This is a genomic window from Micrococcales bacterium (assembly GCA_016703125.1).
Lineage (GTDB): Bacteria > Actinomycetota > Actinomycetes > S36-B12 > UBA10799 > JADKAV01.
In genome coordinates this window covers 478,967-494,265 of record JADJCR010000002.1, presented here as the reverse complement: position 1 = coordinate 494,265, position 15,299 = coordinate 478,967, and the positions used below count along the sequence as shown (strand labels likewise).

Annotated in this window: 15 protein-coding genes and 1 pseudogene; 10 read left to right on the top strand and 6 right to left on the bottom strand. The window is 68.2% G+C overall.

Translation table 11 applies throughout. The annotated features are described in order from the left end of the window. Nucleotides 1-169: 169 nt before the first annotated feature. The 4 genes and pseudogenes from IPG68_04100 to IPG68_04085 all read left to right on the top strand — a co-directional run bounded on the left by IPG68_04100 (nucleotide 170) and on the right by IPG68_04085 (nucleotide 3,458). Nucleotides 170-1,222 (top strand): ABC transporter permease, encoded by a 1,053-nt coding sequence (locus IPG68_04100; protein MBK6762493.1) that lies wholly within the window; start codon nucleotides 170-172, stop codon nucleotides 1,220-1,222. Beyond that, nucleotides 1,219-2,025, top strand: coding sequence for an ABC transporter ATP-binding protein (locus IPG68_04095; protein ID MBK6762492.1), 807 nt, complete (start codon nucleotides 1,219-1,221; stop codon nucleotides 2,023-2,025). The genes IPG68_04100 and IPG68_04095 overlap by 4 nt, the downstream gene beginning before the upstream one ends. Next, nucleotides 2,022-2,877, top strand: a pseudogene (locus IPG68_04090) (ABC transporter ATP-binding protein). The gene IPG68_04095 and the pseudogene IPG68_04090 overlap by 4 nt, the downstream one beginning before the upstream one ends. Continuing rightward, on the top strand, nucleotides 2,874-3,458 hold the full coding sequence (locus tag IPG68_04085) for a TetR family transcriptional regulator (GenBank protein ID MBK6762491.1): 585 nt from the start codon (nucleotides 2,874-2,876) through the stop codon (nucleotides 3,456-3,458). Before IPG68_04090 ends, IPG68_04085 begins: the two are co-directional and overlap by 4 nt. A 40-nt stretch (nucleotides 3,459-3,498) precedes the next feature. Here IPG68_04085 and IPG68_04080 read toward each other — a convergent pair whose 3' ends face one another. Continuing rightward, nucleotides 3,499-4,953, bottom strand: a complete 1,455-nt coding sequence (locus IPG68_04080) for a hypothetical protein (GenBank protein MBK6762490.1) — start codon at nucleotides 4,951-4,953, stop codon at nucleotides 3,499-3,501. A 6-nt stretch (nucleotides 4,954-4,959) separates the two neighbouring features. Here IPG68_04080 and IPG68_04075 point away from each other — a divergent pair, with 6 nt between their 5' ends. The 3 genes from IPG68_04075 (at nucleotide 4,960) to IPG68_04065 (ending at nucleotide 6,913) form a co-directional block, all read left to right on the top strand. Then, nucleotides 4,960-5,475, top strand: coding sequence for a DUF2505 family protein (locus IPG68_04075; protein MBK6762489.1), 516 nt, complete (start codon nucleotides 4,960-4,962; stop codon nucleotides 5,473-5,475). Between the two features lie 58 nt (nucleotides 5,476-5,533). Continuing rightward, nucleotides 5,534-6,481: a polyphosphate kinase 2 gene (ppk2, locus tag IPG68_04070; GenBank protein ID MBK6762488.1), complete on the top strand. Its 948-nt coding sequence runs from the start codon at nucleotides 5,534-5,536 to the stop codon at nucleotides 6,479-6,481. A gap of 78 nt (nucleotides 6,482-6,559) precedes the next feature. Beyond that, entirely contained in the window at nucleotides 6,560-6,913 is a 354-nt protein-coding gene (locus IPG68_04065; GenBank protein ID MBK6762487.1) for a hypothetical protein, read from the top strand. A gap of 1 nt (nucleotide 6,914) precedes the next feature. Here IPG68_04065 and IPG68_04060 read toward each other — a convergent pair whose 3' ends face one another. The 4 genes from IPG68_04060 to IPG68_04045 are packed head-to-tail and all read right to left on the bottom strand — an operon-like array spanning nucleotide 6,915 to nucleotide 10,787. Next, nucleotides 6,915-8,195, bottom strand: a complete 1,281-nt coding sequence (locus IPG68_04060) for a chloride channel protein (protein MBK6762486.1) — start codon at nucleotides 8,193-8,195, stop codon at nucleotides 6,915-6,917. A 42-nt stretch (nucleotides 8,196-8,237) separates the two neighbouring features. Beyond that, the gene (locus tag IPG68_04055) at nucleotides 8,238-8,801 is read right to left on the bottom strand and encodes a DUF1707 and DUF2154 domain-containing protein (protein MBK6762485.1); all 564 of its coding nucleotides are present in this window, start codon (nucleotides 8,799-8,801) and stop codon (nucleotides 8,238-8,240) included. After that, nucleotides 8,798-9,574 (bottom strand): class I SAM-dependent methyltransferase, encoded by a 777-nt coding sequence (locus tag IPG68_04050; GenBank protein MBK6762484.1) that lies wholly within the window; start codon nucleotides 9,572-9,574, stop codon nucleotides 8,798-8,800. The genes IPG68_04055 and IPG68_04050 overlap by 4 nt, the downstream gene beginning before the upstream one ends. Then, nucleotides 9,561-10,787 (bottom strand): pyrophosphate--fructose-6-phosphate 1-phosphotransferase, encoded by a 1,227-nt coding sequence (locus IPG68_04045; protein ID MBK6762483.1) that lies wholly within the window; start codon nucleotides 10,785-10,787, stop codon nucleotides 9,561-9,563. Before IPG68_04045 ends, IPG68_04050 begins: the two co-directional genes overlap by 14 nt. A 426-nt stretch (nucleotides 10,788-11,213) precedes the next feature. Here IPG68_04045 and IPG68_04040 point away from each other — a divergent pair, with 426 nt between their 5' ends. Then, nucleotides 11,214-11,729, top strand: a complete 516-nt coding sequence (locus tag IPG68_04040; protein MBK6762482.1) for a hypothetical protein — start codon at nucleotides 11,214-11,216, stop codon at nucleotides 11,727-11,729. A gap of 169 nt (nucleotides 11,730-11,898) precedes the next feature. Continuing rightward, a complete protein-coding gene (locus tag IPG68_04035; GenBank protein ID MBK6762481.1) occupies nucleotides 11,899-13,740 on the top strand; it encodes an acyl-CoA dehydrogenase in 1,842 nt (613 codons plus the stop codon). Between the two features lie 266 nt (nucleotides 13,741-14,006). On the opposite strand, the gene IPG68_04030 is transcribed toward IPG68_04035, so the two are convergent. Then, a complete protein-coding gene (locus IPG68_04030) occupies nucleotides 14,007-14,309 on the bottom strand; it encodes a DUF4333 domain-containing protein (protein ID MBK6762480.1) in 303 nt (100 codons plus the stop codon). A 144-nt stretch (nucleotides 14,310-14,453) separates the two neighbouring features. Here IPG68_04030 and IPG68_04025 point away from each other — a divergent pair, with 144 nt between their 5' ends. Beyond that, nucleotides 14,454-15,263 (top strand): aquaporin, encoded by an 810-nt coding sequence (locus IPG68_04025; protein ID MBK6762479.1) that lies wholly within the window; start codon nucleotides 14,454-14,456, stop codon nucleotides 15,261-15,263. The last annotated feature ends 36 nt before the right edge of the window (nucleotides 15,264-15,299 follow it).

Sequence of the window (15,299 nt, the reverse complement as noted above, 5' to 3'; positions counted from 1 at the left end):
CGGCACCGTCGTCACAAAGAGCCCGGTGGCGTAGCCGGACCTAGTCGGCCACCGGCACCACCGCCTGCAGGCACATTGATTCCGCTGCCTGCATGCCTGTGAGCCACCCCAAGGCGGTCGATCCGGCAATATTCAACGTCCGTTGAAAAGCAGGCGTAGGCTGGGCGCCATGCGAGCAATGGTTCTCAAGGAATTCCGCGAACTTCGCCGCGATCACCGGACCATGGGCATGCTCATCGCGATGCCGATCCTGTTGCTGGTGGTCTTCGGATACGCGGCGAACTTCTCCGTCGACGAAATCCCCACCGCCACCCTCGGGCCACAGGCGCAGCAGGCGGCGACCTTGGTCACGTCCGTTCCGCAGGCACCCTTCGACGTGAGAACGGTCGACCCCGCCGGGGATGCCGCCACTGCCCAGGACCTGTTGGAACGCAACGAGACGGATGTGGCGATCGTCACCGGCACCCAGCCAGTCGTCGCCTACGTGGACGGATCGTCGCTGTTCACCGCTCAGACGGCCGTCGCCACGTTCAACCGCCTCGGCGACCGCGTCCGCACAGAGGTGCTCTTCAACCCCGAGCTGAAGACCAGTTGGGTCATGGTGCCGGCGATCATCGGGCTGATCCTCACCTTCATCGGCACGATCATCACCAGCATCGGGATGGTCAAGGAGAAGCAGACGGGCACCATCGAACAACTGGCGGTGATGCCGATCCGGCCCAGCACCGTGATCCTGGGCAAGATCGCGCCGTACTTCCTGCTCGCCTCCATCGACATGGTCCTGGTGACGGTCCTCGGCATGCTGCTGTTCGACGTCCCGTTCAACGGCAACGTCGCCGTGTTCGCCCTCGGGGCCGCGGAATTCCTCTTCGTCGTGCTCGGCCTCGGCGTGTTCATCTCGACCATCTCGCAGAACGTGGGCCAGGCGATCCAGACGGCGTTCTTCTTCCTGCTTCCCCAGATCCTGCTGTCCGGGATCATTTTCCCGCTCGAGGCGATCCCGTGGGGGGTGCGCTGGATCAGCTACTTCCTACCGCTGACGTACTTCACGATGGTCTCGCAAGGGGTCATGCTGCGGGGCGCACCGCTGGACTCCCTGTGGTTCCCCCTGCTGATGCTCGCGATCATGGCGGTGCTGGTGTTCACCGGTGCCGTACTGCGCTTCCGCCGCGAACTTGCCCCGGGTGACGGGCGGCGGGCGGCGAAGAAGGTTCAGGCATGAGCGTGCAGAACCTGACCGTGCGGCGGGGCCACGTGGTGGCCCTCGACGACGTGTCACTCGAGACCCCGGGTGGACGCATCACGGCCGTGGTGGGCGGCGACGGCGCGGGCAAGAGCACGCTACTGGAAGCCATGGTGGGACTGGTCCCGGCAACCGCGGGAACCGTGGATCTCGTGGATCGCCACGACATCGGGTACATGCCCTCCGGCGCAGGCAGTTGGGCTGACCTCACCGTCGATGAGAACCTCGCCTTCATCGGCGGGGCCTACGGGCTCACCGGCACGGCACTGGACCGTCGGGCCGACGACCTGCTCGGAAGGGCCGACCTGCTCGGAGCGCGCGACCGCCTGGTCGGCAAGTTGTCCGGTGGGATGCGGCAGAAGTTCGGCTTCGTGCTGGCCATGTTGCACGAACCGAGCCTGCTCATCATGGACGAGCCCACCACCGGGGTGGACCCCGTGAGCCGCGTGGAACTTTGGCGACTCATCAGCGAGGCGGCGACGACCGGCACTGCCGTGGTCATCAGCACCACCTATATGGACGAGGCCGAGCGTGCCGGTTGGGTGGCGGTCCTGGAGCACGGGCGGGTGTTGCTGTCCGGCACGCCCGACGACATCATCGCGTCGTGCCCCGGCGAGGTGACGCTGGTGAGCGCCCCCGTCCGGGCCGAACTCGCATGGCGCAGCGGCGACCGGTACCGGCAGTGGTGGCCGGGTGGCGCCCCCGGCGGCGATCCGCGCCCGACGATCACCCTCGAGGATGTCTGTGTCGTGGCCTCCCTGCGCGCGGCGGGTATGTCATGACCGCCCTGCTCGAAGCCCGGGCCCTCACCCGCACATTCGGCCATTTCACCGCAGTGGATGGCGTGAACTTCCACGTGGCACCCGGTGAAGTGGTGGGTCTGCTCGGCGCTAACGGCGCGGGAAAGACCACGGCGATCCGCATGCTCCTGGGGCTGCTACGTCCCAGCAGCGGCGAGGCCCTGCTCGACGGATCCCCGCCGAACCGGGAGAGCCGTCGGCGCCTCGGCTACGTGCCGCAGAGCCTCGGGCTGTACTCCGAACTCACGGCGCTGGAGAATCTGGCGTTCGCGGCGCAGGCGTTCGGATGCCCACCGGCCACCCTCGAAGGGCCACTGGCAGACCAGGGCGACACGCTGGTCGCCGCCCTGCCCCTGGGCCTGCGCCGGCAACTGGCGTTCCTCTGCGCCCTGCAGCACACCCCGGCGGTGCTCGTGCTCGACGAACCGACCTCGGGCGTCGGACCGCTGGCGCGGACCCACCTGTGGGACCGCATCCGAGAGGAAGCGGTCCGTGGCGCCGGAGTCCTCGTGACCACCCACTACATGCAGGAAGCGCGGCAGTGCGACCGACTGCTGCTCATGTCCGACGGCCGTCTGGTCGCCACCGGGAGGGAAGCCGACATCGTCGACGGCACCCGCACCGTGTCCGTGACGGCGCCGGACTGGTCACGCACCTTCCAGGCTCCTCGCAGGGGCCGGGTTCATGGTCACACTCGCGGGTCGCGCCGTGCGCGTGGTGGATCCCGACGACGCGCGCCTGCGAGCGACGCTCGCGGAGGCCGGGCTCGACGCGACCCTCACGGACGTCGTCCCCTCCATCGAGGAGCGCATGACCGCACTGGCCCACGCATGAGGCCACGGGGACGCCGCCCGGGCGAGGAGGACACCCGCGCCCAGATCCTGGCAAGTGCGCGCCGCTTGTTCGCCGAGCAGGGTTACGAACGTGCCAGCATGCGCGCCATCGCACGCGATGCCGGCGTCGACCCGTCGCTGATCGTGCACTACTTCGGCACCAAGCACGGGCTGCTGGTCGAGGCGCTCCAACTGCCGCTCGACCCGGCCGCGCTCATGGCCCGTGTCGCCGAGGCGCCGCCGGGCGAGCGGGGGGAATTGTTCGTGCGCGCCTTCGTCGCCGCCTGGGAGCAGCCTCAGGTGCGCGAGCACTTCCTGGCGCTCCTGCGGACCGCGGCGTCGCACGAGACCGCTCGGGGAGTCCTACAGCACGCCCTGCACGACAGCATCCAGCCGGTGGTCGCGGAACTGGCAGTGGATCAGCCGGCACGACGATCCGCACTTGTGATGAGCCAGATGGCGGGTCTGGCGCTCACGCGGTACTTCCTGCGGATGCCCGAGGTGGAGCAGCTGCGACCCGAGCAACTGGTCTCCGACCTGGGCCCGACTGTGCAGCGCTACCTCACCGGACCACTGGACTGAGTCCTGGGAATCAGCGGCAGTATCAGTCAGTGCTGCTGGCTCAGGCCGACCCGGAGGTGTTGTAGTCCGGCAGGTTCGGGACGTCGCGGCGCGCCGCCGGCAACGAACCGTCGGCCATCCCTTCCAGCAGGTTCGCGGTGACCGCACGGCTGAAGTCCGAGGATGCGCCCGTGATCCCCTTCTTCGCCGCCGGCCCGGTCAGCGACCGCGTCCAGTTCATGGTGCCCGTGGCGAAGACATTGGCCCCGGATTCCACGGTGTAGTACGCCATGGTCGACCATGTGCCGATCCCCCGGCATTCCACCGGCGACAGGGTGGGCACCTCGATGTTCTGCGGGGTCTGGTGGCCCGGGTAGTAGCGGTCCGACTCGACGCCGATCAGCCCCGGGAATGAAGACCCCTTGGTGACGCCGGTACCCCCGAACAACGCGAAGTCCGGCTCTCGCACGACCATGGGGCCGCTGACGGGGAAGGCGTCGTAGAGCACCCCCACCACCGAGGACTCGGGTTTGCCGAGGTCGCGCCAGCGGATGTTCTTCGGCTGGATGTTGGCGTCCTTGGCGCAGTAGACGCCCTGGCCCTTGAGGCCCACCCGCCAGTACCCTGCGTTCGCGCCGAGGAACGCCAGGTCGCTGCCGTTGTCCCGGGCGGTGATCAGGGCATCGCGGTAGGACTGCGGCCAGTATTCATCGTGCCCGGTCGAGACCACGGCCTGCGCGCCGTCGAGCAGCGACGGGTCCCGGGCGATGTCGGCATTGGTGAACCACACATGGTCGATGCCGACCTCGTCGGCGAAGCGGGCCACCGGGATGTCGAAGCCGAAGGCGATCGGGGCACCCCACAGGGCATGGTCATAGGGCCGGTCGTAGGACACCGCGTAGGAACGGCCGGCGAAGGACCCGGCGGTGTCCTTGTAGAGGCTGCGGCCTCCCCAGATGTTGTAGGCCTGCCATGTCATGCTGGCCGCGATGATCGCCACGGTGTCCCGGGCGCTATCCGGGCGTACGACGAAGGGGATGTTCGTGCCGCCGTCCGCGGTGCGCACGACCACGGTGTACAGACCCGACGGCCAGCCGTTCGTGTCGACCTCGGCCACGACCGGCCAGCCGGCGGAGACCATACGGGTGGCCGGATCGACGGTGGTCTGGCCGAACACCTGCTTCGACCCTTGCGCCTCGGCCACCTTGGCGCCGCCCATTCCGCCGAAGTCGCCGATCCGGTAGACCGAGGCCCGCCACGGGGCCGTCGCGGAAACGTGCAGTTGCAATGGCTGGCCGGCCATGACCGAGTCATTGGCGTAGGCGGCCAGGACGCCCGCGGGGGCGACGTTGTCCGCCCGCCAGCGGTCGGTGGGCTCGGCAGTGGGCGTCGGGGACGCGGTGGTCGGTGCGGGCTGCGCCGGGGTGCTGGCGGTCGTTTCGGCCTGTTCCCTGGCACACGCAGCGGTCACCAGACCCGCCCCGGCGACCAGCAACTGCCGCCTGCTGACACTCACCCGGCCATGGTACGGGCGGGACCGGCCCTGCCCGGCGCCGCCGCCGAGTGTGGCGGCCGCTGCGCCACAGTCGCTGTTCAGCGACTGCTCAGCGAGCACGCCTTCCTCGAGGCCTTTGCGAAGGAGGTCGGGGTCACCACCGGTGACATCGACATCACCCAGCACCCCGACGAAGTGGCCGCCACCATGCCCTGGCAGTTCCGCACCGACAAGGCCGGCATCCCGTCCCTGGCGCAGAAGTTCCTGCCGCGGGAGGTCCACCTGCGTTGGTCGCAGACCTGGCAGACCGACAACCCGCAGGGGGACATCACTGTGGAGTTGCAGGGGCGCCCGGCGGCCACTTGCACCGGGGAGGCCAGCCTCACCCAGAACGGCGATGACGTGGAGTACGTGGTCATCACGCAGACCCGGACGACGGGCGTCCCGTGGCCGCTGGGAGGCAAGGTCGAATCGATGATCAACAAAGATCTCGTGGGGTGGATCCTCTCTGTGCAGGCGAGGGTGGCCAACCGCCAGACCTGACACCCGACGCGACACAATGGGCGGCGTGAGCGACCACTACCTCGACATCGACGCCGTGATGGATCTGCAGGAGATCATCTCCAGCCTGCAGGACCTCGAGGACGACACCTTCGAACGCCATGGCCTCACCGCCAGCGGCACGTGGGACGAAGTGGACGACCCGGTGCTCATCGGCCCGGAGGGTCACCCCATCGACACCTGGCGCGAGGGCTACCCCTACACCCAGCGCTTCGACCGCCGGGACTACGAACTCCAGAAGCGGCTGCTGCAGATCGAACTGCTGAAGATGCAGGGCTGGGTTAAGGAGACCGGCCAGCGGATCGTCATGGTCTTCGAAGGCCGCGACACCGCCGGTAAAGGCGGCACCATCAAGCGCTTCACCGAGCACATGAACCCCCGTGGCGCGCGCGTGATCGCCCTGGAGAAGCCCTCGGAGCGCGAAGCCGGTCAGTGGTACTTCCAGCGCTACATCCGGCACCTGCCGACCCACGGTGAGATCGTCATGTTCGACCGGTCCTGGTACAACCGCGCCGGCGTGGAGCGAGTGATGGGATTCTGCACCGACGACCAGTACGACGAGTTCATGCGGCAGGCCCCGGAGTTCGAGAAGATGCTGGTACGTGACGGCATCATCTTGATCAAGTTCTGGTTCTCGGTGTCGCGCAAGGAGCAGATCACGCGGTTCACCATCCGCCGTATCGACCCGGTCCGGCAGTGGAAACTCAGCCCGATGGACCTAGCAAGCCTGGACCGGTGGCACGACTACACCGCGGCCAAAGAAGCCATGTTCTGGTACACGGACACCGCCTGGGCGCCGTGGACGGTGGTTCGCAGCAACGACAAGAAGCGTGGCCGGCTGGAGGCCATGCGGTGGGTGTTGAGCAAGGTGGACTATCCCGACAAGAACCTCGAGGTCGTCGGCGAACCGGACCCGCTGATCGTGGGCCCGCCGGCGGACATCTACGAGACCGAGGAGAACACCGGACGGGTATTCCCGGCCCTGTGACGGATTTCGACCCCGAGGCTCTGCGCGCCCTGGGCGGCCGGCCCCACCGCCCGCGCCGTCCCGGCGACGCTGCCCTTCTTGCTGCGCATCGGGGTCGCCGCCGGTCTGGCCGCCGCCGCGTGCGACCTGGTCGTGCTGCTCCTGGCCGCCTGGCAGGGCTGGGACCTCACCGTGCCCGGTGCGCCGGCGGTCGGTCCCCTCGGGGTCGTCCTCGTGTGCGTTGTCGTGGGAGTGCTGGCAGCACTGGGCGCCTATGCGGCCGCGCGCGTGACCAAGCGCCCCGAGATCTGGGTGCTGACCGCGGGGGTGGGTCTGTGGCTGGCCTCCGTGCAGGGGCTTCCCAGGACACTGCAGGTGGTGCACCTGATCGCCGCGGTGTGGATCGTCGGATGGCTCGCCCGTGCCGTCGTACGCGGCAGCCACGTGCGCTGACTCAGGCCGGCTGCGGCTCGTCGCGGTGCAGGCGGGTGTCTGCCACCACTCGGAAGAGCACCCCGATCACGGCGCCGATGATGGCCGGGGTGGTCACGCTCAAACCCGCGCCGGCGCACAGCAACAACGCGAGCAGGACACCGGTGAATGGCAGCCGCAAGACCGCGGCCACCGCCGCCGCGATCCCGGCCGCGACCAGCGGCGAACTTGTGGCCCCGGAGACCAGCAGCGGTGCGCCGACCCCGACCACGGTCCCGAGGTAGACCGCGGGAAAGACCATGCCACCACGGAATCCGGCACCCAGGGACACGCTGTATGCCAGCGTCTTGGCCAATGCGATGACGAGCAGGGAACCCACCGACGTGATGCCCAGCACGGTCGGCATGGCCACCTGGCCGGAGAAGAGGATGAGGTCGACACCCTCGCCGGTGATCGCGCGGGTCGCCACAGCCGCACCGGCCACCACCACCGCCGCCAGGAGCAGGCCCGTGAGCGGATGCTTCACCCGGTTCTGGTACGTGGTGCCGGCCTCGACCGCGAACACCGCGAGAGCAGCAACCACGATGCCGACGGCGAACGACAGGAGCAGGTCGATTCCTTTCACGGTCGTGTACTCGGGAAGGCCGGGAACCGCCAACTGGGACTGCCCGACGCCGTTCCAGTCCCCGACGCCGACCTGGATCAGGTACCCGAAACCCATGGCGACGAGCACCGGCAGGATCCCCAGCATGACCTTCCTTCCCCCCGGGCTGCCCTTGAGCGCAGCACCCTCAAGGATCAGGACCGCAGAGACCATGGGGTTGCCGAGGATCATCGTGATGGCCGCAGCGGCACCGGCGAGCATCAGAACCTGCCGGATGGCGGGCGCAGAGCGCATCGCCACAAAACCGGCGATCGCCGACCCGACGGCCATCAGAGGTGCCTCCGGACCGACCACCGCGCCGATGGACAACGACAGCAGGGCGGCGACGGCGACGGAGCCGATCGCAGACGGCCCCGTGTTGGCGCCCATGCCGTCGAGCGGGCGGTGACCGCCGTGGCCGGGAAGCTTGAGTGCGGCCCACACGCCCACGGCGCCGGCCACCAGAACGGTGAACACCCACCACCCCGGCGTGCCGCCCAATTGATCGGGGATCGTGTGCCAGAAGAGGTTCTGCAGTTGGTGCTCCACTGCCAGGAAGAGCACCACCCCGCCGCCGGCCAGTACGCCCACGAGCGCGGCCACCGCCAGGACCCGCGAGAACCCCCGGGCGTCCGGCTCCTGAACTTCCTCATCGACCATTGGGCAACCTCCCGGAGCAGCCTAGTGCAAATCAGCCGTGTCTCAGCTCTTCTCCTTGACCGTCACGCTGCCGAACAGTGCCAGCCCCGAAACCCGGATCGCCGGTTGGTCCGTGGCCGGCGCGGACGCCTCTCCGGCGCGGTTGAACTCCCCGAACACGCCGACACCGGTGACCTCCGCCCGCATCCCGGGCGGGATCGTGATCTCGACGGCACCGAAAATGGCGAACGCGCGGATCTCGTTGTTCATGGCCGTGATCTGCGCGTCGCGCAGGTCGAGTTGCACGTTCCCGAAGACCGCCACGGCATAGGAGTCGTCGTCCATCTGCCAGACGCCTTTGCGTTCCACCGCGCTGAACACGGCGACCATCGGCGGGCCAGCCGATGCGGCCACCGGCACGACCGGTGCCGCGGGTTTGGGGACGGGGAGGTTGTCCGCGGGCAGGTCCGAAATCAGAGGCTCGAGATCCGCATAGGTCTTCGCGGTGAGCGCCGCGTCGAGCCGTTCGTCGTACTCGGCGCGGCTGAGCCGGCCCTGCACGTACGCGTCCTGCAGGATCGCCGCGTAGCGGTCACGATCCGCGTCAGAGGCCCGCATGTCGCTCACGGGACCGAGCCTACGCGCCGCGCCACCCACAAATCCTCCACCGGCCAGCGCCGGGCCCAGTCGACCTCTGCGATCTCGTAGAACCCGTGATCCTGCGCGTCGGCGGGTGCCATCAGTTCGTGCAGCGCCAGCACCTCGAACCCGTTGGCACGCAGCGTTGCAAGCCACTGCCCGTGCGACGGATGGTGTTCCACGCCGTCGAACTCCATGCGCCCGAGACTGGTGTGGTCGCGCTGCAGGTGGGCGGTGGCCGGCCCGCGCTCCGGCACGCACAGTGTGGACAGCACGCTGTTGACGAGGAACACCAGGTGGCCCCCGGGGGCGAGCAGGCGGGCCGCCTCCGGCACCCAGCGCGCAGGATCGCACCACACGCTGGCCCCGTGTTCGCTGACCACCAGGTCCGCACAGCCATCCCGCAGGGGCACTCGCTCGGCGTCGGCCTGCACCAGGGGGAAGCACACCCCGGTCTCGCGCTGGCAGCGGGCTGCGGTCGCCAGCTGGCCGGCGTTGAGGTCGATGGCGACGGGCCGGGCACCGGCGCGCGCCAGTGCGGCCGAGAAGAAGGCCGTCCCAGCGCCGAGTTCCACCACTCGCGTCCCGGGCAATGACGGCAGCGCCCGCACGTTCGACTCGGGGATGCCGAACAGGCCCCAGCGGATCCCTTCGCGCTGCCACATCGGTAGGGCCGCGGCATCGGTATGGCGCTCGTTGACCAGGGTCCACAAGGCATCGTTGCGCGAGGTCGCGCCGGCAGGGCCCTCAGTGCTCGACATGCTCCTTGCTGCCTTTGGCCTGGCCAATACCGGCGAGCAGGTCATCGAACCACGGCTGGTCGATCTCGAACGCCTTGCCACCGCGGATGCGCGGGAACTCGATGACTCGAAGTTCGTCGCCGGCGTCCTCGTCCTGTCCCGTGACGCCGGACTCCCCGCGCAGTGCGGCATCGACGGCAAGGTCGGTGCACTGCTTGATGAGCGCGAGGTCCTCGTCGTTGGCCGCCGCCGACCGGGCGAAGTAGCCGCTCTTCCAGACCATGGTCTTCTCCGCGCCGAGCATCGACGCGAACTGCTTGCCGAACCATTGACCGGGGTTGATGGTGTCGAGCTTCACGTGCCCGAACGCGTCGCGTCCGACCTCCTCACCCCGGGCCTCCATCTCGGCGACGATCTCGGCCACCCCGGCGCCCTCGGACAAGAAGATGTTCACGCACCCGACCTCGTCCATCACCGCGCGCAGGCGCTCGGCCTCGGCGGCGATGTCGAAGCTCATCTCCGGGACGAACACGGCGTGCACGTCCCAGCCGCGGCGGTCCAGGCCGATCCCCGGGTTCCACTCCTGCTCTGCGAGCCACTCGCGGTACTTCACTGTGGTGGCTGCGGTGAGCCAGCCGCAGTTGCGCCCCATCACCTCGTGGATGATCAGCATCCGGGGATTGGAGGTGTGCTCGGCGATGATGTTCTGCGCGAACACCGACCCCTGCTCGGCGGCGGTCCACGCGCCCAGCGACTGCTTGATGGGAACCACGTCGTTGTCGACCGTCTTCGGCAGGCCCACCACGGTGAGTTCGTAACCGTTCTCGTGCAGGTAGGCCGCGAGGTCCGCGGCAGTCGTGTTCGTGTCATCGCCGCCGATGGTGTGCAGGACGTCCACACCGTCCTTGGTCAGTTGCTCCGCGGCCACCTGCAGCGGGTCCTGGCCGGGCTGGACCAGGCCGCGTTTCACGCAGTCCTTGACGTTGGTGAGTTTGACGCGGCTGTTGCCGATCGGGCTGCCGCCGAACTTGTGCAGCAGGACGGCGTTGTCGCGCACCTCCTGGGTCACCGGCACGGAGTTGCCGAGTAGCAGCCCGTGGTAGCCGTTGAGGTATCCGATGATCTCGATGCTCGGATCGAGTTCGGTGTACTTCTGGATCAGGCCGCCGACAGCCGAGGAGAGGCAGGGGGCGAGGCCACCGGCGGTGAGCAGTGCAACTTTGCGTACGGGCATGGCACCGAGGCTAGTCGCCGGGAGGCGGGCGCGGCCAGATCGGGGCATCCTCCGGCCGGCGAAGTTGTGAACATCTGTTGATCCAGTGACGAGATGTTCACGACGTCGGCGCGACCTCAGAGGGTGCCGGTGTCCGGGTCCGGCTCGTCCGCAGGTGCAGGTGCCGACGGCGGCGGTCCATGGCACCCGATGGAGGGACAGCACCGGTTCAGTGGAGGTTCGGTTGCGCCGGCTCGCGGGCACTCGTCTCCGGAGCGCGGGCTGCCTACCGTGGAAGTGTCCGAGGAGGCGATCATGAGGACGCAACCATGGGTAGTGGCAGTCGGATGCCTCGCCGCTGGGAGTCTTGCCGCAGCGGGAATCGCGAGTGCCACATCAGTCCCAACGAAGATCCCCGACTCCACCACCGGAGTCATCACCGCATGCATGGTCAAGAAGACCGGTGCCGTGCGCTTCATCAACGCGCAGGTCGGCAAGACGTGCACCAAGAAGGAGAAGAAGGTCACGTTCAACAAGACCGGTCCGCAGGGCCCACGCGGCCCGAGCAACGGCTACGTGGCCAACAACCCGGCGGTCACAGGGCTTGACGCCCTGCTCGTGCCGATCGGTCAGCCGAAGAACCGGGTGGCCGAACTCAACCTGCCCGCCGGCTCGTACCTGATCAACGCGGCCACCAGCGTGCACCGCCTTGGAGTCGCAACCACGGAGATCACGTGCACTCTCATGAGCACCGGCGGGACGCTCACGACCGTGCCGGTGATCGCCAGCGTCGCCCAGCAGTACTACGACGTCCCGCTGGCGGCCACGGCCTCGTACACCAACACCGCCGACGCGACGGTGTACCTGCGCTGTAACCCTGGCGGCGCAGGTCTGGCCTCCGAGGGTGAGGCCAACGGCGGCACGCTCACCGCAACCCGGGTGGCGGAGTTGACAGGGCCGTGACAACGAGGGCCGTCGCGGGTCCGAGGGGTGCTCGCGGCGGCCTCGTCGAGTGATGTGCGACACCCGCGCTCTTGCGCGAAGTTACCGACGAGTAGCATTATTAGTTACTGGCGGGTAACACGACCCGCGGCGCCGCTGTCGGTGCTTGAGCAACACGGGAGAAAAACCGGTGACCCACTACAAGAGCAACCTGCGTGACATCGAGTTCAACCTGTTCGAGGTGTTCGGCGCGGCCGATCGGATGGGCGCAGCGCCCTTCGAGGACATCGACGTCGCCACCGCCAAGGACTTCCTGAAGAACACGGAGACCCTGGCCACGGGCATCCTCTCCGACACCTTCGCCTCGGCCGACCGCAACCCGCCCGTCTACGACCCGGCCACCTACTCGGTGAAGATGCCCGAGGACTTCAAGAAGGGCTACCAGGCCCTGATGGACTCCGAGGGCTGGCGCCTGGAGATCCCGGAGGGTCTCGGCGGCATCAACTGCCCGCCGAGCCTGCGGTGGGCGGTTGCCGAACTGGTGCTCGGATCCAACCCGGCCGCGTTCATGTACATGTCCGGTCCCGGATTCGCCGGCATCCTCTACAACCTCGGCAATGAAGACCAGAAGAAGATGGCCGAGCGCATGATCGACGGCCAGTGGGGCGCCACGATGGTCCTCACCGAGCCCGACGCCGGTTCGGACGTGGGCGCCGGACGCACCAAGGCCTTCGACAACGGCGACGGCACTTGGCGCATCGAGGGTGTGAAGCGCTTCATCACCTCCGCCGAGCACGACATGAGCGACAACATCGTCCACCTGGTGCTCGCCCGCCCCGAGGGCATCGAAGGCGTCGGTGGCCCGGGCACCAAGGGCCTGAGCCTGTTCGTGGTGCCGAAGTTCATGTTCGACATCGAGACCGGCGAACTGGGTGAGCGCAACGGCGCGTACGTCACCAACGTCGAGAAGAAGATGGGCCTGAAGGTCTCGACCACCTGCGAGATCACCTTCGGCGAGAAGGAGCCGGCGATCGGCTACCTCGTCGGAGATGTGCACGAAGGCATCGCGCAGATGTTCAAGGTCATCGAGTACGCCCGCATGATGGTCGGCACGAAGGCTATCGCCACCCTGGGCACCGGCTACCTGAACGCCTTGGACTACGCGAAGAACCGGCTGCAGGGCGCTGACCTGACCCAGATGCTCGACAAGAGCGCGCCGCGGGTGCCGATCATCCACCACCCGGATGTCCGCCGCTCGCTGATGCTGCAGAAGAGCTACGCCGAGGGCATGCGCGCGCTGGTGATGTACACCGCGATGTGGCAGGACAAGGTCGCCCAGGCCCGCCTCACCGGCGGTGAGGACGACATGGCCGAGCGGATCAACGACCTGTTGCTGCCGATCGTCAAGGGCGTGGGCTCCGAGCGCTCCTACGAGATGCTCGCGCAGTCGCTGCAGACCCTCGGTGGTTCCGGCTACCTGCAGGACTACCCGATCGAGCAGTACATCCGCGACGCCAAGATCGACACCCTCTACGAGGGCACCACGGCGATCCAGGGTCTGGACTTCTTCTTCCGGAAGATGGTCCGTGACCAGTTCCAGGCGATCACCAAGGTGGCCGCGGAGATCACCGAGACGGTGAAGAACACCGGCGACGGCGACCAGTTGGCCGCCGAGCGCGAGTTGCTGGGCAAGGCGCTCGAGGACGTCCAGGGCCTCATCGGCTCGTTGGGCACCTGGGCGATGGGCTCACAGCAGGACATCCAGGAGATCTACAAGGTCGGCCTGAACACCACCCGCCTGCTGATGGCGGTCGGTGACCTCATCATCGGCTGGCTGCTGCTGCGCCAGGCCGAGGTGGCCTCGGCCGCGCTGGACAACGGCGCGTCGGCCAAGGACGTCGAGTTCTACAAGGGGAAGATCGCGGCGGCCAAGTGGTTCGCTCAGAACCGCCTGCCGCTGCTGGCCGGGGAGCGTCTCGCTGCTGAGACGACCAACCTCGAGATCATGGAGCTGTCTGAGGACGCCTTCTAGATCTGGAGAGCCAGCACCCCGGTTGCCGTCACGGTGGCCGGGGTGCTGCCGTTCCTGGCGGATCTTGGTGGGCCGGCGCCTCCCAGCCTCCCCGGACCCGGACCAGCCGAAGGCGGGAGCGAAACCGCTACCCGGGAGCGAAACGAACCGGTTGCATCGCTCCCCGACGCCCGGACCTCTCCCCGCTACACACAGCGCGCACCCCGGACCCGGACCAGCCGCAGGCGGGAGCGAAACGAACCGGCCGCGCGCGCGACCGACCCCGGTCAGCCCAGCTTCAGCCACTTGAAGGTGTAGGTCTTCGGGTTGCCCAGCGTCACCTTCACGCGGTAGGAGGCTGCCCCGTTGGTGGGTGTGGCGGTGCAGAACATGACCTTGCCCTTGACCCAGTTCTTGCGGGCCGGGCACTTGACCGTGGCCTTCTGCCCGACGACCTCGCGGATCTGGTTGGCAATGGCCTGCTGGACCGCCTTGCGCGGGAAGGACGTGGCTGCTTGCGCCGGGGTGACGAGCACCGCGGGTGCAGCCAGTCCGGCCACCAGGGACATCGTTACGAGAGTGCGGCGCATGATCGGCCTCCTTGGCTCGGCATGATCGTACTTCCCGCAAGCCCCGACCAACACCCCTCGGACCGGAACGCGCTGAGATCGTGATCTCCCGACACACCGCGTCGATGCTTGCCGACCATGATCAGGTGGGACACCGTGTGGCTCATGAGTGAGAACGGCGGGGAGCCGCTCGTCCGCCTGCTGGAAGAGCGGTTCCACCGGCAGGTCGAAGACGCGCGGCAGTTCGACGACACCAGCCTTGAATACCGCCGGCTGTTCAGCGAGGCCTGGGGGACGTTCCTGCTGGTTGTCGTCGCCGCGGGCGCGGGCGTCGTCGGGGCGCAGGTCTTCGGCTCCGACCTCACGCTGGCGATGAAGGCCCTGGCCCCCGGAATGATGGTCATGGGGATCATCTTCTTCATGGGCACCATCAGCGGCGCCCACCTCAACCCGGCCGTCACGATCGCATTCGCCGTGCGCGGCAACTTCCCTTGGCTACGGGTGCCCGGGTACATCGCGGCGCAGTTCGTCGGCGCGGTGCTGGCCTGCCTACTGCTGCAGTGGAGCTTCGGGGGCATCATGGCCGGCGCCACCGTCCCCGCCGCGGGCGTCAGCGCATTCGGTGCGGCGAGCATGGAGGCCTTGCTGACAGCCGGGCTGGTCAGCGTCATCCTCGGCACCGCCACGGGGGCGCGCAACATCGGCATCGCCGGGGCCATCGCGGTGGGCAGCTACATCGGGCTGGTCTCCGTCTGGGGGGCGCCGGTCACGGGAGCCTCGATGAACCCCATGCGATCGTTCGCTCCCGCCCTCGTCGGCTGGGACTTCACCTCGTACTGGGCCTACCTGGTTGGACCCTTGGTCGGGGCGATGGTCGCGGTGTTCTTCGAATGGATCCTGCGCGGGAAGCCGACTAAAGGTGGTGCCGCGGCCGCGCAGGGCACACTCAGCCAATCCGATCCCGCCGGCCTGTAGACGATGGCACGCCAGCGTCCGGCGGCTCACCTTGTC

What these genes read in the sequence shown, in the direction of transcription:
- IPG68_04100 (MBK6762493.1), top strand. Translation starts at nt 170, where the DNA reads ATGCGAGCAATGGTTCTCAAGGAATTCCGCGAACTTCGCCGCGATCAC.
- IPG68_04095 (MBK6762492.1), top strand. Translation starts at nt 1,219, where the DNA reads ATGAGCGTGCAGAACCTGACCGTGCGGCGGGGCCACGTGGTGGCCCTC.
- IPG68_04085 (MBK6762491.1), top strand. Translation starts at nt 2,874, where the DNA reads ATGAGGCCACGGGGACGCCGCCCGGGCGAGGAGGACACCCGCGCCCAG.
- IPG68_04075 (MBK6762489.1), top strand. Translation starts at nt 4,960, where the DNA reads ATGGTACGGGCGGGACCGGCCCTGCCCGGCGCCGCCGCCGAGTGTGGC.
- ppk2 (MBK6762488.1), top strand. Translation starts at nt 5,534, where the DNA reads ATGGATCTGCAGGAGATCATCTCCAGCCTGCAGGACCTCGAGGACGAC.
- IPG68_04060 (MBK6762486.1), bottom strand. Translation starts at nt 8,195, where the DNA reads ATGGTCGATGAGGAAGTTCAGGAGCCGGACGCCCGGGGGTTCTCGCGG.
- IPG68_04050 (MBK6762484.1), bottom strand. Translation starts at nt 9,574, where the DNA reads ATGTCGAGCACTGAGGGCCCTGCCGGCGCGACCTCGCGCAACGATGCC.
- IPG68_04045 (MBK6762483.1), bottom strand. Translation starts at nt 10,787, where the DNA reads ATGCCCGTACGCAAAGTTGCACTGCTCACCGCCGGTGGCCTCGCCCCC.
- IPG68_04040 (MBK6762482.1), top strand. Translation starts at nt 11,214, where the DNA reads ATGGTCAAGAAGACCGGTGCCGTGCGCTTCATCAACGCGCAGGTCGGC.
- IPG68_04030 (MBK6762480.1), bottom strand. Translation starts at nt 14,309, where the DNA reads ATGCGCCGCACTCTCGTAACGATGTCCCTGGTGGCCGGACTGGCTGCA.
- IPG68_04025 (MBK6762479.1), top strand. Translation starts at nt 14,454, where the DNA reads ATGAGTGAGAACGGCGGGGAGCCGCTCGTCCGCCTGCTGGAAGAGCGG.